Here is a 17,585-nt window from a genome sequence, read left to right as displayed (position 1 = left end):
CCGAGATGCTTCTTTCCCTCCTGCTACTGATTCCCTTCCTTGGGGCTCTGGCGCTGATCCTCTGGCCGGGATCCCCGTCGAGTGCACGCCTGCGCGATGTGTCCATCGTGCTGCTGGTGGTGCAGTGTCTGGCGAGCTTCGCCCTGCTGCTGCCCTTCGATGCCGCCGATGCTGGTTTGCAGTTGGTGGAACAGGCCCGCTGGGTGCATGCCATCGGCCTGGATTACGCCTTGGCGCTGGATGGCCTGTCGTTGCCTCTGGTGCTCATGAACGGGGTGCTCTGCCTGGTGGCAGCCATCGCCTCGCGCACGATCGAGAACCGACCCCGGGTCTACTTCGCCCTGTTGCTGGTGATTTCCGGAGCGGTGAATGGTGCCTTCCTGGCCCAGAACCTGCTGCTCTTCTTCCTGTTCTATGAACTGGAACTCATCCCCCTCTGGATGCTGATCGCTGTGTGGGGCGGTGCCAAACGGGCCTATGCCGCCACCAAGTTTCTGATCGTCACCGCCGTCTCAGGCGTGCTGATCCTGGGTGCCTTCCTTGGCCTTGCCCTGGTCACCGGAACCATGGATTTCAGCCTGCGGCCGATCCTGGCCGGTGAACTCGGCATGACCGCCCAGCTGCTGCTCATGGGTGCTCTGTTGATCGGCTTCGGCATCAAGATCCCCCTCTTCCCCTTCCACACCTGGCTGCCTGATGCCCACACCGAGGCCTCCACACCGGTGTCGGTTCTTCTGGCAGGTGTGCTGCTCAAGCTGGGCACCTACGGCCTGCTCCGCTTCTGTCTTGGCTTGTTCCCCGACGCCTGGCAGGTGGCTGCTCCCTGGCTAGCCGGCTGGGCTGCTATCTCAGTGCTCTACGGATCGCTGGCCGCGATCGCCCAGACCGACATGAAGCGCATGGTGGCCTACAGCTCGGTGGGCCACATGGGCTACGTGCTGCTGGCCGCCGCCGCTGCCACGCCGCTGGGGTTGATGGGAGCCCTGTTCCAGATGGTGAGTCATGGCCTGATCTCCGGGGTGCTGTTCCTGGTGGTGGGTGTCGTTTACGCCCAGACCGGCACCCGCGACCTCAATGTGTTGCGTGGCCTGCTCAATCCCCAGCGCGGCCTGCCGCTCTCCGGATCTCTGATGATCATCGGGGTGATGGCCAGTGCCGGAATTCCCGGCATGGCAGGCTTCATTTCCGAATTCCTGATTTTCCGCGGCAGCCTTCAGCCCTTCCCCCTGGCCACGCTGCTATCCATGGTGGGATCGGGTCTGACGGCGGTCTATTTCCTGCTGTTGGTGAATCGAGCCTTCTTCGGTCGTCTGGCGATCGCTCCCGGCGAGGTGGTGAATCCCCGTATCCTCAATAGCGTTGCGCTGCGGGAGCAGGCCCCGGCCATCGCCCTCAGCCTCGGTGTGCTTGTGCTTGGCCTTGCTCCAGAGCTGCTCTCGAACCTCAGTGAGGCGGCCACAACGGGCCTCAGCCTGATCACTGGAGATCTGTCATGACCCCTACAACCGCATCCCCCGTTCAACCCCCGGTGCTTCCTGATCAGGAGGAGTTGATCCGTCGTTTGCTCAGCGACACGCCGCTGCTCAAGGACACCCCCGACCATCTGCTGCAGGTGGTGAATGTGCTCGAGAGCTACGGCCTGGTTCTTGATGCCTACAGCAAGAATCTCGTGGACCAGGGCGAGCAGCAGATGCTGAATCCCTTCCCGGTGTTCCGCTTTTTTCACGAGGGGTTCAGCGTCAAGCGCCTCTGGACCCATCTGATTGGGGATCGCATCAACTTCGAGTACGCCGAGTACTGCCAGAAGGCGATGTTCTGGCATGGCACCGGCGGCCTGGATGCTTACCTCGACACGCCTGAATTCGCAGAGGCCTGCCAGCGGATCATCAAGTGCAAGTCGGCGCGCGACCCTCTTCTGGCCCTGAACAACCGCCTCTATCCTGATTTCGCCCCCGAGGCCATCCGTTCGCTCACCACCATCTATTGCCTTGGTCTGTTTTGGCGGGTGATGAGCGACATCTTTGTCGACCTGGCCCGTCGCTACGCGATCAAGGAAGTCACCTGCGTCAACGATGTGGTGCATCACATCCGTGACGGCTTGGTGGCGGCGGCCGGAAGCCCGATTGAGTACAAGGTGTCGATCTGTGGTCAAGAGATCTGGGTGCTCCCCCCTGAGGCGGGTCTCACGTTCCTGGTGGATGTGGCGGTGCCCTATGTGGAAGCTGTTTTCTTCCGCGGCATGCCCTTCCTGGGAACGGTGTCGTACAACGCCCAGGCCCGGCAGATCTCACCGGACATAAGTGATTTCAAATACGGCGCCCTTTACGCCGATCCGATTCCCAGCATGGGTGCTGGGATTCCCCCCAGCCTCTGCATGCAGGACATGTACCGCCACCTGCCCGAGGAACTGAGCCTCTGGTACGACGACAACGGTCGTGGCCAGACGGATGTTCACGTGCAGATCTGCGTCAGCTTCCAGAAGTCGATGTTCTGCGTCACCAATGCTGCCATTGCCGGCACGATGCCCCATCCGCTTGACACCCATGATCCTGAGGAGCAGGCCGCCAATCGGGCCTACGCCGACGCTTGGGCCGGGCGGTTGATGGGCTGCCAGCGGGTGGCGCTCCTCTAGGTTTTCAGCAGGTTCAGGCTGAACGGGGGCTCTGATGAATCAGTGGCAGGAGCGGAAACGACCCGTATGCCTCGAGTGTCGTTTCGAGTTTGATCGCTACGACGCCACCAGGGATTTTCTCGACAAGCTCGGCGAGCACAGCGAGGCGACCCAGCGCTTTCCCGACATCAGCTTCGGGCGCACCTACGTGAACATCACGATCCGGCCGGAGGATGACCGCCCTGAGGCCCAGCTGAGTGAATCCGATCGCGCCTTTGCAGCCCAAATTGATGCCCTCCTCGGTTGATCTGGCTACGGCTTACACCGATTCCGGTGTGGCTGAGGTGTTGGACCAACTGGACCGTGAACTGATTGGCCTGGCGCCGGTGAAGACGCGGATCCGAGAGATTGCTGCCCTGCTGCTGGTGGATCAGGCGCGGCAGCAACTGGAGTTGCCCAGCACCGCGCCCAGTTTGCACATGTCGTTCACCGGCCATCCCGGCACCGGCAAGACCACTGTGGCGCAGCGGATGTCGCAAATCTTGCATCGCCTGGGTTACCTCCGCAAAGGCCATGTGGTGACGGCCACCCGCGACGACCTCGTGGGTCAGTACGTGGGCCACACCGCCCCCAAAACCAAGGAGATGCTCAAGCGCGCCCAGGGGGGCGTGCTGTTCATTGATGAGGCCTATTACCTCTACAAGCCAGACAACGAACGCGATTACGGCGCCGAAGCGATTGAGATTCTCCTGCAGGAGATGGAGAGCCGACGCAGCGACGTTGTGGTGATCTTTGCGGGCTACAGAAATCGGATGGAGACCTTCTACAGCTCCAATCCAGGCCTGTCCTCAAGGGTGGCTCACCATCTCGATTTCCCCGACTACAGCGACGACGAGCTGATGGCGATTGCAGGCCTGCTCCTCGAGGCCCAGCACTACCAGTTCAGTGCCGAGGCCCAGACGGCGTTCTCCGACTACGTCTCCCGCCGGCGTCAGCTTCCTTTCTTCGCCAACGCGCGTTCGGTTCGTAATGCCTTGGACCGGGCCCGTCTGCGCCAAGCCAACCGCTTGTTTTCGCGGATGGGGGAGCCGCTGACCAAGCTGGATCTCACCACGATTGAGGCAGCAGACATCCGGGCCAGCCGAGTGTTCAAGGGCGAAGTGGAGGGCCACCACCCAGCTCAGCATGGGACTTGATCAGGTGCGCCATCGCTAGTCCCACTAACAATCCTGCAGCGCCATGACCCTGGAGGAGGGCAAGTCCGAGTACCAGAACCGCCAAGGGTGTGGGAAGCACGTAGCGATACAACGCACCGGTAAGGGCACCGCACCAGCTGCCAAGGCTGCCCAGCTCCGGAAGCATGAGATGCAGTCCCGTTCCGATTGCGCAGGCGACCAGGAAGAGGGGAAAGAACACCCCCCCGCGCCAGCCGGTTTCCAGGCAGAGGCCCAGCATCAGCAGTTTCACCAGCGCGGAGAGGAGCAGGAACCAGGCCGCACTTGCGTTCTGCCCTTCCAACAAAGGCCGCATCTGGTCTTCACCGGCGAAAGGAACCAAGGGCAGCCAGTGCATGCAGACTCCCAGCAGCAGGCCGGTCAGCAGCGGCCACCAAGGCCAGTGGGCCAGCAGTTGGCGATGCTCCAGCCATCCTTGCCAGCGCAGCAGCAGCCAGCCCAGACCGCAGCCAATCACTCCCCCCAACACGCCTGCACTCAGGGTTCCGAGGTCTTCCCCCAGGGTGCTGGGCCAGATGTAGGGAAGCCGTTCCAGTGATCCGCCGCTGGCAGCACCGATGCCATGGAAGGCGGCAAAACCGGCCAGGCCTCCGAGGCTGCCGGGCAGCCAGCGGTCGAGAAACGTTTGCCTGCGCGTCTGTTGGGGTGCATCGCCGATGACAGCCCCCCCCAGCAGTGGGGCTCCGAACAAGCCGAAGCTTCCGGCCACCGTTGCCTCCTGCAGCCTCTGGTCCCGTCCACGCCAGATCCGCTGGCTGATCAGTGCGGCCATGCGGCTCATCAGGGCCTCCGGCCCGATGCAACCTCCACCGATCAGGGCCAGCGACGCTCCAAGGAGTCCACGAACTTCATCGCGTTTCGGAGCTTGGGTCGGCTCACGCAGATCTCTCAGGGTGTCGCGCAACTCCGGCAGCAACGTGGCGGGGCCGGGGCGATGCAGCAGCGACAGGATCAACCCGCAGCTGCCGCACACCAGCAGCGACCAGCCCAAGGGGAGGCCGCGGTCCAACCCTTCAAGAACTGGATCACCCCAGAGCAGTTGGCTCAAGCGGCCGATCCAGCCGAACACAACAGCGACACCGGCGCCGCTCAAGGCTCCGGTGAACAGGGCCATCAGGCTGAGGCGCAAGGGAGTCACCAATGCGGGTCGGTGGCGAAGTCAACGGAGAGTTTCGCTGATTTTGAAGCGGGAATGGTGCTGATGCAGGCACGCACCACCGTGCCGTTCACGTCGATCTCGCAGGCCCCGCAGCTGCCCCCCAGGCAACCGGTGGGAATGCTGACGCCCGCTCCACGGGCGGCCACCAACCAGTCCTGACCGATCGGTTCATGGGTAGTGCGGCCATCGGGCCAGTGCACGGGAATCGACGTCATGGCTGGAGCAATGGGTCAAGGTTCACATGTTGCTCGAAGGCATCGGCCAGGCGATCGAGCAGCAGATCTCGATGGGCGCTGTGGTTGTTGGGATCGTTGACCAACGGCTGCAGTCCGCGCTGGCTGCGAAGTCTGTTGAGCCAAGCCCGTCTCCAAGGGCCGTTGTCGAGCAGCCCGTGCAGGTAGGTGCCCACCACGCTTGAACCCTTCGGGCCCGGAGACCACCACCCCAAACCAGGGTCGCTGCTCAGCGGTTGAAGACCGGGATCCGGCGTGGTGGTTCCGTAGTGCAGTTCAAATCCGCTCAGCGGCGTTTCCACGGGCCAAAGGCCATGGATGCTGCGCTGGCTCAGCCGTTTTGTGCCGCTGAAGGTGGTCTTCAGGGGCAGAAGTCCCAAGCCGTTCTGGGGCCCCCTCTGATCCGTGCCCTCCAGTCCCTCCGGATCGCTCAAGGTTTGACCCAGCATCTGCATCCCGCCGCAGATGCCCAGGACGGATCCGCCAGCTTGGGCGTAGGTCCTGAGTTGCTCGGCCAGTCCACTGGCGTTCAACGCTTCCAGATCGCGCAGCGTCTGCTTGCTCCCTGGGAGGATCACGGCGTTCGGCTCCCCGAGGGGTTCCCCCGGGTGAATCCAGCGCAACCTCAGGCTGGATTCGGCCTCGAGCGGATCGAGATCGGAAAAGTTGCTCAGGGACGGCAACCGCAGCACCCCGATCTCCAGATCGGCGGCTCCCCGGGTGGGTTTGCGCTCCAGCAGGTCGAGGGAATCTTCAGGAGGAAACAGCTCGTTCAGCCAGGGCATCACCCCCAGCACCGGTACCCCGGTGTTGGCCTCCAACCAGCCTCGCCCCGCATCGAACAGCTCCCGGCGGCCGCGGAAGCGGTTGATCAGGATGCCTTTGATCAGCGGGCGTTCCACTGGTCGCAGGAGAGAGAGCGTGCCAACGATCTGGGCGAAGACGCCGCCGCGCTCAATGTCGGCCACCAGCAGGCAGTTGGCCCGCAGGTACTGGGCCAGGCGCAGGTTGGTGAGGTCGCGGTGTTGCAGATTCACTTCCACAGGGCTGCCCGCTCCCTCCAGCACCAGCCGGCCTTGAGGCCATTGCTGCTGAAGCTCCATCAGTCCGGTTCGGATCGCCTGCCATCCCGGGCGGAACCAGTCGCGGTAGTAGTGCTCGGCGCGGGCGATTCCCACGCTCTGGCCCCCATGAATCACCTCACTTGTGCTGTCTCCCCGGGGTTTCAGTAGCACGGGATTCATCGCGCAGCAGGGCTCAAGACCCGCTGCCCAGGCCTGCATGGCCTGGGAGTAGGCCATTTCACCGCCATCGGCATCCACCCAGGCGTTGTTGCTCATGTTCTGGCCCTTGAAGGGCAGAGCCTGTTCTCCCCGGCGTTGGAGCACCCGGCACAGTGCCGCCGTCATCAGCGATTTGCCGGCACCGCTGGAGGTGCCCAGCACCATCAGGGGGCGCGGCGTGGTCTGGCTCACAACGGCCAGTGCCGACGAAGGCTGTGGCGCAGCCGACTCAGCAGCGGGATCGAACGCTGCAGCAGTGCAGGATCGTCATCGAGAAGCTGACGACCCAGGGGCGTGAGCCTGAACCGGCTGGTCAGTCCCTGCCCGTCCACCTCACGGCGCAGCACGCCCACGTTGATCAACCAACGGAGATCGTCCTCGAGAGCTTCGCTGTTGCGGAACCAGCGTGTTCTGCGTGCGTAGCGGTCGGGCTCGCTCCAGAGGTCTTCGGCATCCAGTCCGTGCTGCTGCAGATCCCGGTAGAGCGCCTCTGAGAAGGGTAGGCATCCCATGGCTCGGCAAGCCCGGTCTCGGCTGCGTCGATCCAGCAGGTCGGTGGGGTGAGCGATGGCGAAGCCTCCCGTCCCTGGCAGCCTACGGAGTGTTGTTCTGTGCTGTGTTCCCGTGCTGTTGCTTGCCTCTGCCTCGCCGGCGCGTCGCCGCTTGCTGGAGCAGGCGGGAGTACCTCATCGGGTGCGCGTCAGTGGTGTGGATGAGGCACAGATCCACCACCCCGATCCAGCAGAGCTGGTGACTTTGCTCGCTCAGGCCAAGGCCACGGCTGTTGCCCTGGAGCTTGACCCTGCACGCGATGCCGAGATCACGGCCGTGCTGGGGTGTGATTCCGTGCTCAGTTTTGAGGGGCAGGTGTTCGGCAAGCCTTCGGGCCCTGAAGAAGCGATTCAGCGTTGGCAGCGGATGGCTGGTGGCCGTGGATCTCTGCTGACGGGTCATTGCCTGATTCGGCGAGGCCAGAGTGATCTGTTGGCTTGTGTGGAGACGGTTGTGCGCTTTGCGCCGCTCCATCAGGCCGAGATCGAGGCCTATGTGGCCAGTGGAGAACCGCTGCAATGTGCCGGTGGGTTTGCCCTGGAGGGGCGCGGCGGTCTCTGCATCGATGGATTGGATGGTTGTTATTCCAACGTGATCGGCCTCAGTCTTCCCTGGTTGCGTCAAGCGCTTACCGCTGCGGAGCTTTCTGAAGGAGACGAGGCCGGTTTGACTTAATTCAGCAGCAGATTTCTTGTTCCAGAAATCGCCTGCATGGCCAGCAGCAAGGCCACCAGCAGATTGCTGCTGATGTGAAGGCGTCGTGCCCTCAGGGAATGACCAATCATGGGCTGCAGCGCTGTGGAGCTCAGCAACAGGGAGGTGAGCAACAGGCCCATCCAGAAATGGGACTGCCAGAACAGGGGGTTCCACGGAACATCGCTGAACCGCTCCACAGCGGGCTGCAGGCCAAGCAGAAGCAGGCCGCTCGCACTGGCGACAGCCCAGAGCAGGCGTCGCCAGACCATCCGGCTGGTGAGCAGGCGTCCAAAGCTGAACAGCACGGCGCTTCCGCTGAGCAGCAGACTCAGGGGATGGACGCTCCAGAGGCTGTGGCTGAGGCTGATCAGCACCGCCAGCAGCACTCCGGCCGTCACCCAGGCTCCATGCTGCGCGTGCTCCACCGGCACGGTATCGGCGATCGGGTTGATCTCCAATCGCTTTTCCCGCGCCAGGATTCCCAGGCGGATCGTGGCGCCCACCACCGGGTAGACGAACAGGATCATCAGCACGGGGTGGATCAGTCCGAGCCAGTCGTGGCGGGTGAGCGCCTGCAGTGCCTGGGGATCAGCCAAAAAAAAACGCAACCCTGGACCCAGGGTTGCGCATTGTGGGTTTGTGAGCTGCGGATCGGGATCAGACCTTTCTGGAGTAGTACTCCACCACCAGCAGTTCGTTGATTTCCAGGGCAACCCACTCGCGTTCGCAGCGGCCGGTGACCTTGGCGCTCAGCTTGGACTTGTCCAGCTCGAGGTGGGTCGGCACGTTGGCCAGACCGGGGAACTCGAGGTTGGCTTCAGCCAGCTTCTTGCTGCACTTGCGCTCGCGGATGGCGATGACGTCGCCAGGCTTGCACTGGTAGCTAGCGATGTCGGTGACACGACCGTTCACGGTGACGTGACCGTGGTTCACCAGCTGACGGGCGCCGGGCACGGTGGGTCCGAAGCCGAGGCGGAAACACACATTGTCGAGACGGTTCTCGAGCAGCTTGAGCAGGTTGGTTCCGGTGGAACCTTCCTGGGCGCGCGCTTTCTTCACGTAGCGCACGAGCTGACGCTCGGAAACGCCGTAGTTGAAGCGAAGCTTCTGCTTCTCTTCGAGACGGATCGCGTATTCAGAGCGCTTGCGACGGGCTTGGCCGTGCTGACCGGGGGGATAGGACCGTTTGGCGGCCTTCCGGGTGAGACCGGGGAGGTCTCCCAAGCGCCGCGTGATCCTCAGGCGAGGGCCGCGGTAACGGGACATAGGTGGGAAGGATTGTCGTTAGGTGTTTCGCGCGAATGCACGAACTGACCACCCTAAAGCCTCGTTATCCTCACCAGAACTGCACCTGGTCCCGTTTTGGCCAGCTCGCCCGCCCGATCCGTCGCGACAGACTTTCTCTTGCGGTTTGTCGGCGTCCAGCTCGTTGCGTTGATCTTGGCCGTGATTTTGGTGCTCTCAGGCTATTCAGTCGTCGCCCGTCAATACGTCAGGTCGCAAGCCATCCAATTCATGGACGTAATGCTGTCTGTACGCGAGTACACGTCACGCAAGATCAATCCGATCATCGCCCCGATTAATGCAGTCTCGGATGAGGCGTTCCTGCCATCAGCAGTACCAAGCTACTCAGCGACGAAAGTTTTTGAATATTTGAGGCTTAATCATGCTTACGAGGATTTTCAATACCGCGAGGCCTCTCTGAACCCCACAAGCCCCGCTGATTTGGCGGATGAACAGGAGGCTCAGTTGATTCGTCGTTTCATGGCCAATCCGTCCCTCAAAGAATTAAGTGGTTCTTTGGACTCCAAGAGTGATCATCACCAGTATTTCGTTGCGAAACCGATTCGCTTGACCAAGGAGAGTTGTCTTACCTGCCACTCCACTCCCGACCGTGCTCCGCGCAGCCAGATCCGGGTCTATGGAGAAACTGGCGGTTTTGGTTGGCAGGTGGGCGATGTGGTTGGCGCTCAGATTGTCACTTTGCCTGAAGATGCTGGTCTCCCCGCTCCTGGCCGGTTTGCGCTGCTTTTGGTTGCAGCGGTTGGAGGCCTCTCGGCGGCAGTGGTTCTGGCTGTGAATCGTATTTTTTCCAGCGTGGTTTTTAGACCGTTGTTCAAGCTTTTACAGTCCGTTGATAAAGGCTATGAGGATGAGAATCTCGAGAAGCGTCCCGATGAATTTGGTTTGTTGGCGCGGCGTTTCAAGGATTTGCGCCATTAGTTCTTGGTGGTATTTCGCAGGGATTTGATTCATGTTCCAGTCAGTTGATTGCAAGCCAGATGAACAGGGTCTGAAATAAGATGAAGATCAGCGGTAGAAAAATTTCCATCGCTCTTTCGATGGTCGGAACGCCTTCGTTGCCTTGCTTTTGTAAATTTTGTGAGATGTGATAGGCGATAAAAACCTCGGCGATCATGAATGTGAACAGGAAAATTGTGTAAGTGTCGCCAAGGGTGAGGTATGGAACTCTGGGGACAGCGCTTGCGATGATGATCTGATAAGCCAGGGTTGTGAACAAAAGCCCGGATATGAACGCCATTCTGTCTGCGAAGGCGTTGATTGGTATCGCCAGGAAAAAGATGCTCGTGAATGTGAGGATGCCCAATGGCATAAAGATTTTGTAGATGTAGTATCCCGAGCGTCGTTTGATTGTGATGTTTGAGGATAGCCTTGAGTATTCCTTGCTGCCTTTCTCAGGGTCGTCGTGATTTCGTATGACGTATCGAAGATTTTTGATTTCCCACTCAGGGAGCCTTGAATTTCGGCTCAGGCTCACGACGTCTCCAAGATTCACGAGTCGAACGACGCTTTGGTCCCAGGTGAATGATTGAACATATATTCTAAGTAATTGTTGGTCGAAGGGGAACTTCTCAAGTTTGAACTCGGATCCAAGTTGTTCTTCAAAGCGTGTCATTCGCTCAATGGACCCATTCTTTCTTATGGTGATTGTCTGTGTCTGATAAAAAGCTTCGCTCACTCGGTTGGTGAACTCAAGTTGGGGGGACCAATGTTCGCTCAACCAATCTTCGGCGGCGTTGTTGAACAACACCAGTGCGTCCTCGCCCACCGGGATATCGCTGATGGATCGGCTGTCGCACCACGTCGAGGTGAGCAATCCATCCAGCTGAAATCGATTGTAGGTGTCTGAAATTTCAGGAATCTCATTGATGTGAATACTGATTCCTACCGGGATTGGCGTCGGCGCCTCCCTCTGTTGCGGCGGGATGTAAGCATTGGCGGGAAGGGTTTCCGCAGTGGCGCATGGATGGCGTGCTGCGTTGAGCTTCCATAAGTCGCCAATGCGGTTGGCCTGGCCTGGCAGCCGTTCATTGGCTTGAGCCAGGGGCAGATTGAGCCATACGGCGACCCCGATCGACAGGAGAACGAGCAGGAGCCGAATGCAACGTTTCCGAGCCAAAATGGCGTTCCGCGATGTCACTAAATTATTCGAGTTGAGTTTCCTGGTTGACCAGCATGGCTGCGATAGGACTTCTGGTTTCGCAGACTGTTGAATCGCTGCTTCTCGCCCTGATCGGCTTTTACCGGCGGTTCATCTCCCCGATGATCGGGCCCCGCTGCCGCTTCACTCCCACCTGCAGTGCCTATGGCCTGGAGGCCATTGAGAAGCATGGTCCTTGGAAGGGGGGCTGGCTCACCATGAAGCGGCTGCTGCGCTGCCATCCCTTCACCCCCTGCGGCTGTGATCCGGTGCCCGATTGATGAAGGAGCTCACCCTGTACAGCCGCACCGGCTGCTGCCTCTGTGAGGGCATGGAATCCCGCTTGCGGGCTATCGATCTCGCCCGGCTCTCGATCAAGCTGAAGGTGATTGATATCGATGCGACCGGCATCCCCCAGGGGCTTAAGGCGCGCTACGACCTCGAGGTGCCTGTGCTCGCGCTCGATGGTTCTGAGCTGCCCCGCGTTTCGCCGCGGCTCACGGGTGAGGGACTGTTGAATTGGTTGCAACGCTGTCTGTCCACGGCCCTCTGAACGGCTTAAAACTCCACCAAGGATCGGGGAGCTGGGATGACGCAGGCGTTGCATGCCCTGTTGAGCGATGCAGGCATCGCGGTGCCGCAAGGGTTGGCGAACCCTGGGGTGGAGGCAATCACCACCGATTCCCGTCGCGTCGGCCCCGGAACCCTCTTCCTCGGTCTTCCAGGGGAACGGGTGGATGGCGGAACCTTCTGGGCAAAGGCCCTGGAGGCCGGTGCCGCCGCTGCTGTCATTGGGCCTGGAGCTGCTTCAGTTCACCCGCCCGGTGTGGATGAACCCGTTGTGGTGATCCAAGAGCCGGTGGCGCGTCGGATTGGTGAGATCTCAGCGGCCTTCTGGGATCACCCATGCAGGCGCATGGCCCTGATCGGTGTGACGGGCACCAATGGCAAAACCACCACCACCCATTTGATCGAGCATCTGGCCGCCTCAGCAGATCAGACCGTTGGCCTGTTCGGCACCTTGGTCAACCGCTGGCCAGGCCACAGCATCACGGCCACCCACACCACGGCCTTTGCCGACCTTTTGCAGGGGCAACTCGCCGAGGCTGCCTCTGCCGGCTGTGGCCTGGCAGCCATGGAAGTGAGCTCCCATGCTTTGGCGCAGCAGCGGGTGGCGGGCTGCCGCTTCGCTGGTGCTGTGTTCACCAACCTCACCCAGGACCACCTCGACTACCACGCCTCGATGGAGGAGTACTTCGAGGCCAAGGCAGCACTGTTTGCGGATCCTCTGCTGCTTGCCGACGGCGTGAGATCCGTGATCAACAGCGATGACCCCTGGGGGGCGCGGTTGGCTGAGCGTCTGGGCGCCGCCTGTTGGCGCAGTTCGCTGGAGGATCCATCGGCCGAACTGCACATGAGCGACCTGCAGATGACGGCCGCAGGGGTGGAGGGGCGTTTGATCAGCCCCCTGGGTGAGGGCCGTTTCCGTTCGCCCTTGTTGGGTCGCTTCAACCTGATGAATGTGCTGCAGGCGGTGGGGGTGTTGCTTCAGCAGCAGTTGCCCTTGCCGGTGTTGCTGGAGGCCATCAGCCATTTCGGTGGCGTGCCCGGCCGGATGGAGCGGGTGATTCTGCACGGGGTGGATGAAGCGGATCTGCCGCCGGTGCTGGTGGATTACGCTCACACTCCCGATGGCTTGGACAACGCTCTTTCAGCGGCGCGCCCGTTCTGCACGGGGCGGTTGATCTGTGTTTTCGGGTGCGGCGGTGACCGGGATCGGGGCAAGCGTCCGCAGATGGCGGCGATTGCGTCTCGCCTGGCTGACCGCGTCGTGGTGACCTCCGACAACCCCCGCACCGAGGACCCACAGCAGATCCTCGATGACGTGGTAGCTGGGATCCTGGCCGACAGCGATTTTCTGGTGGAGGGTGATCGGGCCAAGGCGATTGCCTCAGCCATTGCAGGAGCTGAGGCGAATGATCTGGTGCTGGTGGCCGGCAAGGGGCACGAGGATTACCAGATCCTCGGTACCGAAAAGGTGCACTTCGACGATCGCGAGCAAGCGGAATGCGCCCTGCGGCAGAGGTTGTTTTGAGGCAAGTTGCCCTGATGCGGACGATCTGAGCCGATCAAAGGGTGCTGATCGCGGCCATCAGGGCGTCGATGTCGTCTGCCGTGGTGCTGATGTGGGTGCAGGCCCTCAGGCAGCTGGGATCCGCCAGATCGCGAATCCACAGCCCCTTGGCACCCAACTGCTTCACATGCTCTGCGGGGGGAAAATCGCCGTTGATCTGAAAGCTCACCAGTCCGCTGGCGGGCGCAACGTCCAGCAGGGGTGTGACGCGCTCCAGCCCGTGAAGTGCCTGCCAGAGCTTGCTGCTGAGCTTTCGAATCCGGTCCCAGCGTTCTTGGGGTGATCCTTCTTGTTCCAGCAGTTGCAGGGAGCTGCGCAGGCCAGCCATCAGGGGCACGCAGCTGGTGGCCACTTCAAAGCGGCGGCTGTCGTGGTGAAACAGATCGCTGCCGTTCAGATCGGCCTTGCTTTCATCGCGCAGGCTGCGCCAGCCGATCACGGTCGGAGCGGCTTCGGATACCACACGTTCGGACAGGGCCACGCCCCCCAGTCCTTCGGGCCCGCAGGCCCACTTGTGCCCGGTGAAGGCGTAGATGTCCGCTGCTGCGGCCGCTTTGTCGACGAGGATCTGTCCGAAGCTTTGGGCGGCATCCACCAACAGGAAGGGATGGTGGGGGTGCTGCTTGAGCTGATGGGCGACGGCGGCAATGGGCATCACCTGACCTGTATTCCAGAGCAGATGGCTCAGCACCACCAGGCGGGTCCGTGGGCTGAGGGTTTCTTCGATCGTCTCGATCACGGCGGCATCGCAATGGGCTTGATCACCACGCAGATGCTTCACCGGCAGCACATCGATGGCGAGGTTCCGGCGGCGTGCCAGTTCAACGCAGGCGCTCACGACTCCGGGGTGTTCGCAGTCGCCGATCAGCAGCCGGTCGCCTTCGGCAAAGGGCAGTCCCCAAAGGGGTAAGACGCAGCCGCTGGTGACGTTTTCCGTGAGGGCAAGACGATGGGGCGGAACACCGCAGCACTGGGCCAGAAGGCGTCGGGTGCTGTTGACCTCGGTGGCGATGTAGGGCCAAACATCCGCTGTGAACGGCCCCAAGTCCTGAATGTGCTTCCAGCTCGCCGTGATGGCCTCCAGGGACGGGCTTGGCAGAGGCCCCTGGCCGCCGTAGTTGAAGTACGTCTTGTTCTGCAGGGCAGGGCAGAGGTCGCGCATGGTCACGGCACTGGCGTGAGCCAAAGGATGGGAATCACAAGGTTGGCAGGATCATCAGGCCATCGCCAGGCACTAGATGGTGAGCCTGCAGCGTGATCGCTTGAGAGCTGGATCGAAACGTTGGATGCCGGCGTGGCCTTCCCCCGTGACGGCTATCCCTTCGAAGGCGCCTGAGCTGACGCTGTGCCCGATGAGAACGCTCTGCTGGCCAGGATGAGCCGTAGCTCGGCACAGGGCCACGTCACCGACCTGACTGGCCTGAGGACGACGGCGATTCAGAAATGGAGAACGGGAGAGCACATCGATGGACAAGCACAAGAACCATGCCATAGCGCCCAACGGCAACACTGAGGTCGTTGAGGGTCCGATCTCAAATCCCTGGCCAGTGCGGAAACGCCTACGCCCATTTTTTTCTGAATCGTTTTTCTGCAGTTCGTTCCATCTGCCATCCCGACCAGCGTCGCCATTCAATCTCTGCTGCCGTCAGGCATTGATCGGCGAGTGATTCGTTGTGGTTGTCCGGGGTGGTGAATCGGATTGGGCAAGCAGGACCAGCGTTCACAACAACCTTCCAAGATCATTCAAGCTTGTCGTGCAGCTCGAGCTGGAGAGGGTTTTGTTTGCTACTGAATGCGATGGATCCGTATTTCAACTCAGTTGCTAAGACCACCGGGTTCGTTTGGAACGTTTCGTCTGCGCTTGAGGGACACCTTCTTCCTTTGGCGATCAACTGTCTTGGGACATGGAGATCACTTTGGTGTTTTCCGTTGAGGTGAAGCCGTGAAGGCTTGAATTCGGGCGTGTGACAGAGGACATCTGCCATGGGCATGACGAAAGGGCCTTTGACCTGGCTGTTGTGTGATTTGAGGTGTCGATCACTGGTGCTTGTCTTGATTGCTGTGCGTCCATGAATTCAGCCGCGATTGTTCGAAGGTTCAGCTTCACTTCTTTGGATCTCGGGAAAGTGTTCATTCATGCAGTCGGGGCAGATGCCATGGCTGAAGTTCAGCGTGCTGTGCTGCATCAGGAACTGTTCAATCGGCTGCCAGAAACCTTCCCGGTCACGAATGGATTTGCAGTAGCTGCACGTGGTGATCAAGCCTTGATGGTTGTGCATCTGGCAGAACTCATCCATCAGAGCCAGTGAGCGGCGTCTGAGCTCTAAAAGTGTGGTGGCCTGCTCGGCCAGGCCCTCCATCACCTTGTATTGCGAATTGGTTAGTGATTTGGGAATGCGATCAATCACGCAAAGTGTTCCGATGCGATGGTTGATGTCGGTTTTGAGGGGGAAGCCCGCGTAAAGACGGATGTGGGGTTCTTCCTGAACGAGGGGGTTGTCTCTGAACTTTTCGTGGAAGAGTGCGTCCTCCACAACAAGAGGCTTGGAATCGAGAATCGTATGGGCGCAGAAGGAGACATCCCGGTCGGTTTCACTGGCTTCAAGCCCCACCTTTGATTTGAACCACTGACGTTTTTCATCCACCAGAGAGATCAGTGCAATCGGTGACTGACAGATCTCTGAGGCCATCCGGGTGATGTTGTCAAACGCCTTCTCAGGCTTGGTTCCCAGGATTCGATACTCACTGAGTGATCTCAGCCTGGCTGCTTCGTTAATCGGCTTGGGGGCTGCCTGCATGGGCTCAGATCACTAGGCATGCCTTTGGTCTAAGACATGCATTTTTTATTTTCTGTAAATGTGCGGTGCGAAAAGTTGCGCTTTTTGAATTTTGATTTGTTCGATTAATTAAATTTGCACCGCAGCTTGTAGTGGCATCAAGACCTTTGGCCATGCTTGATCTTGATAAGGCATGGATGCTGGCCGATGACCACTACCGATTGGTTCTGGATTCTTCATCCTGCCCTGGCGGTTGTTGTGATTTATCCCCTCATCGGGATGGTGGTGCGTCTGGCTTGGCAGACGCGTCAACGTCGTGTTGCGAAGGTGAAGCACCCACCCGTCGTGGGCCGCGACCACAGCGATCTGGGTCGTTGGTTGGCTGCTGGCGTGGTGCTCCTGGTGCTGATCGCCTTGACGGTGGTCATCGTCAGCAAGGAGCCCCTGGCTGATTTCGCCGGCGGTACGGCGCGTGCCACCCAGCTGTTTATCGTGCTTCTGGGCACTGTGGCGAGCCTGATTGCACTTTGGCGAAGCAAGGCGGCCCCCCTGCGCCTCAGCTTCAGCTTGATCACCTGGGTCGGTGTGCTCACCCTCGGAGCTCAGCCGGAGGTTTGGCGGCTGTCGGATAACCCCTTGTCGCCGGCGTTTTGGCAGTCCCACTACTGGGCAGGTGTTGCCGTCACAGGTCTGATGCTGTTTTCCCTGGCGGCTCGGCCGGAGATCCTGCGGGACCTTCGCCTGCGTCGTTTGCACGTCACGGCGTCGGTGCTGGCGGCGCTGCTGTTTGTGATGCAGGGCATCACCGGCACGCGGGATCTGCTTGAAATTCCATTGAGCTGGCAAAAACCAGCGGTGTATGCCTGCGACTTTGTTCTGAAGCGCTGTCCCTAAGCCGCTTCATAGAGCCATACCCTGCGGCCATCCCTCAGGGGCACACTTGAGCGTTGGTACAGATCAGGCACCTCCTCCCAAACATCCAAATCGGGCCAGCAAGAGTCGGGCACTTGATACACCTCACCTGAGACGGCACCAACGCCCCGTCGCAGCATCGGGTAGCCCCGGTGTTCGATCGCGATGAACCCATCAACGACCCCATCGCCCTCACGTTTGGCGCCCTTCAGCAGGTGATGGGCGCTGCCATTGCTTTTCAGTGATCCGTAGACGAAGAGGCGCTTCAGAGCACCTGCACCACTTCGCTCACTTCGGGGATCGATTCGCGCATCTTGCGTTCGATGCCCATCTTCAAGGTCATCGTGCTGCTGGGGCAGCTGCCGCAGGCTCCCTGCAGGCGCACTTTCACGATCGGGCCGTCCAGCTCCACTACCTCAACGTTGCCTCCGTCGGCCATCAGGAAGGGACGCAGTTCATCCAGCACCTTCTCCACGTTCTCCAGCGTGAGGGCCATGGTTTCAGTGCTCATCGGAATGAACCAGACATCGAGGTCTCAAGGTTACGGAGTG

General features: G+C 60.6%; 22 protein-coding genes. 10 read left to right on the top strand and 12 right to left on the bottom strand.

Translation table 11 applies throughout. From position 1 onward, the window contains the following. Positions 1 to 5: 5 nt before the first annotated feature. The 4 genes from KR52_RS11955 to cbbX are packed head-to-tail and all read left to right on the top strand — an operon-like array spanning position 6 to position 3,807. Positions 6 to 1,496: an NADH-quinone oxidoreductase subunit M gene (locus KR52_RS11955; protein WP_038556209.1), complete on the top strand. Its 1,491-nt coding sequence runs from the start codon at positions 6 to 8 to the stop codon at positions 1,494 to 1,496. After that, the gene (locus tag KR52_RS11950) at positions 1,493 to 2,632 is read left to right on the top strand and encodes a CO2 hydration protein (RefSeq protein ID WP_038556207.1); all 1,140 of its coding nucleotides are present in this window, start codon (positions 1,493 to 1,495) and stop codon (positions 2,630 to 2,632) included. Before KR52_RS11955 ends, KR52_RS11950 begins: the two co-directional genes overlap by 4 nt. 34 nt (positions 2,633 to 2,666) lie before the next feature. Next, positions 2,667 to 2,918 carry a 4a-hydroxytetrahydrobiopterin dehydratase gene (locus KR52_RS11945; protein WP_038556205.1) on the top strand — a complete coding sequence of 84 codons (252 nt, stop codon included), beginning with the start codon at positions 2,667 to 2,669 and terminating at the stop codon, positions 2,916 to 2,918. Then, entirely contained in the window at positions 2,902 to 3,807 is a 906-nt protein-coding gene (gene cbbX, locus KR52_RS11940) for a CbbX protein (protein WP_038556204.1), read from the top strand. The genes KR52_RS11945 and cbbX overlap by 17 nt, the downstream gene beginning before the upstream one ends. Here cbbX and KR52_RS11935 read toward each other — a convergent pair. From KR52_RS11935 to KR52_RS11920, 4 genes are read right to left on the bottom strand one after another with little or no spacing between them, the layout of a single operon-like run. Beyond that, entirely contained in the window at positions 3,761 to 4,984 is a 1,224-nt protein-coding gene (locus tag KR52_RS11935) for a chloride channel protein (protein ID WP_038557336.1), read from the bottom strand. The genes cbbX and KR52_RS11935 overlap by 47 nt on opposite strands. Then, positions 4,981 to 5,220, bottom strand: a complete 240-nt coding sequence (locus KR52_RS11930; RefSeq protein WP_038556202.1) for a 2Fe-2S iron-sulfur cluster binding domain-containing protein — start codon at positions 5,218 to 5,220, stop codon at positions 4,981 to 4,983. The genes KR52_RS11935 and KR52_RS11930 overlap by 4 nt, the downstream gene beginning before the upstream one ends. After that, a complete protein-coding gene (locus KR52_RS11925) occupies positions 5,217 to 6,686 on the bottom strand; it encodes a cobyric acid synthase (RefSeq protein WP_038557335.1) in 1,470 nt (489 codons plus the stop codon). Before KR52_RS11925 ends, KR52_RS11930 begins: the two co-directional genes overlap by 4 nt. A gap of 23 nt (positions 6,687 to 6,709) precedes the next feature. Next, positions 6,710 to 7,033, bottom strand: a complete 324-nt coding sequence (locus KR52_RS11920; RefSeq protein ID WP_038556201.1) for an Npun_F0494 family protein — start codon at positions 7,031 to 7,033, stop codon at positions 6,710 to 6,712. Between the two features lie 112 nt (positions 7,034 to 7,145). On the opposite strand from KR52_RS11920, the gene KR52_RS11915 reads away from it, so the two are divergent. Next, a complete protein-coding gene (locus KR52_RS11915) occupies positions 7,146 to 7,748 on the top strand; it encodes a nucleoside triphosphate pyrophosphatase (RefSeq protein WP_038556198.1) in 603 nt (200 codons plus the stop codon). Here KR52_RS11915 and KR52_RS11910 read toward each other — a convergent pair. Continuing rightward, positions 7,745 to 8,296: a DUF4079 family protein gene (locus KR52_RS11910; RefSeq protein ID WP_253912488.1), complete on the bottom strand. Its 552-nt coding sequence runs from the start codon at positions 8,294 to 8,296 to the stop codon at positions 7,745 to 7,747. The genes KR52_RS11915 and KR52_RS11910 overlap by 4 nt on opposite strands. Before the next feature lie 130 nt (positions 8,297 to 8,426). After that, on the bottom strand, positions 8,427 to 9,035 hold the full coding sequence (gene rpsD, locus KR52_RS11905) for a 30S ribosomal protein S4 (protein ID WP_038556196.1): 609 nt from the start codon (positions 9,033 to 9,035) through the stop codon (positions 8,427 to 8,429). Between the two features lie 96 nt (positions 9,036 to 9,131). Between rpsD and KR52_RS11900 the strand changes: the two genes are divergently transcribed. Further along, positions 9,132 to 9,992, top strand: coding sequence for a DUF3365 domain-containing protein (locus tag KR52_RS11900; RefSeq protein WP_162175635.1), 861 nt, complete (start codon positions 9,132 to 9,134; stop codon positions 9,990 to 9,992). Positions 9,993 to 10,032: 40 nt separating this feature from the next. On the opposite strand, the gene KR52_RS11895 is transcribed toward KR52_RS11900, so the two are convergent. Further along, on the bottom strand, positions 10,033 to 11,190 hold the full coding sequence (locus KR52_RS11895) for a hypothetical protein (protein WP_162175634.1): 1,158 nt from the start codon (positions 11,188 to 11,190) through the stop codon (positions 10,033 to 10,035). A 56-nt stretch (positions 11,191 to 11,246) separates the two neighbouring features. Between KR52_RS11895 and yidD the strand changes: the two genes are divergently transcribed. From yidD to KR52_RS11880, 3 genes are read left to right on the top strand one after another with little or no spacing between them, the layout of a single operon-like run. Further along, the gene (gene yidD / locus KR52_RS11890) at positions 11,247 to 11,492 is read left to right on the top strand and encodes a membrane protein insertion efficiency factor YidD (protein ID WP_038557329.1); all 246 of its coding nucleotides are present in this window, start codon (positions 11,247 to 11,249) and stop codon (positions 11,490 to 11,492) included. Continuing rightward, entirely contained in the window at positions 11,492 to 11,764 is a 273-nt protein-coding gene (locus KR52_RS11885; RefSeq protein ID WP_038556191.1) for a glutaredoxin family protein, read from the top strand. The genes yidD and KR52_RS11885 overlap by 1 nt, the downstream gene beginning before the upstream one ends. A 36-nt stretch (positions 11,765 to 11,800) precedes the next feature. Then, a complete protein-coding gene (locus KR52_RS11880) occupies positions 11,801 to 13,306 on the top strand; it encodes a UDP-N-acetylmuramoyl-L-alanyl-D-glutamate--2,6-diaminopimelate ligase (protein ID WP_038556188.1) in 1,506 nt (501 codons plus the stop codon). Positions 13,307 to 13,340: 34 nt separating this feature from the next. On the opposite strand, the gene KR52_RS11875 is transcribed toward KR52_RS11880, so the two are convergent. From KR52_RS11875 to KR52_RS11865, 3 genes are all read right to left on the bottom strand, one after another. Beyond that, a complete protein-coding gene (locus KR52_RS11875; protein WP_038557328.1) occupies positions 13,341 to 14,507 on the bottom strand; it encodes an aminotransferase class V-fold PLP-dependent enzyme in 1,167 nt (388 codons plus the stop codon). Between the two features lie 72 nt (positions 14,508 to 14,579). Beyond that, complete coding sequence (locus tag KR52_RS11870) at positions 14,580 to 14,837, bottom strand: hypothetical protein (RefSeq protein WP_038556186.1); 258 nt, start codon at positions 14,835 to 14,837, stop codon at positions 14,580 to 14,582. Between the two features lie 583 nt (positions 14,838 to 15,420). Then, the gene (locus KR52_RS11865; protein WP_038556183.1) at positions 15,421 to 16,143 is read right to left on the bottom strand and encodes a GAF domain-containing protein; all 723 of its coding nucleotides are present in this window, start codon (positions 16,141 to 16,143) and stop codon (positions 15,421 to 15,423) included. 186 nt (positions 16,144 to 16,329) lie between these two features. Between KR52_RS11865 and KR52_RS11860 the strand changes: the two genes are divergently transcribed. After that, entirely contained in the window at positions 16,330 to 17,016 is a 687-nt protein-coding gene (locus KR52_RS11860; RefSeq protein ID WP_038556181.1) for a DUF4079 domain-containing protein, read from the top strand. On the opposite strand, the gene KR52_RS15370 is transcribed toward KR52_RS11860, so the two are convergent. Together KR52_RS15370 and KR52_RS11855 are read right to left on the bottom strand one after the other, a co-directional pair. Further along, positions 17,013 to 17,246: a gamma-glutamylcyclotransferase gene (locus KR52_RS15370; protein ID WP_371257714.1), complete on the bottom strand. Its 234-nt coding sequence runs from the start codon at positions 17,244 to 17,246 to the stop codon at positions 17,013 to 17,015. The two genes, KR52_RS11860 and KR52_RS15370, sit on opposite strands and share 4 nt — an antisense overlap. A 53-nt stretch (positions 17,247 to 17,299) precedes the next feature. Further along, a complete protein-coding gene (locus KR52_RS11855; protein WP_011128549.1) occupies positions 17,300 to 17,545 on the bottom strand; it encodes a NifU family protein in 246 nt (81 codons plus the stop codon). Positions 17,546 to 17,585: the final 40 nt, after the last annotated feature.

It is taken from the genome of Synechococcus sp. KORDI-52 (assembly GCF_000737595.1).
Classification (GTDB): domain Bacteria; phylum Cyanobacteriota; class Cyanobacteriia; order PCC-6307; family Cyanobiaceae; genus Parasynechococcus.
This window is presented reverse-complemented; position numbering and strand designations above follow the sequence as displayed.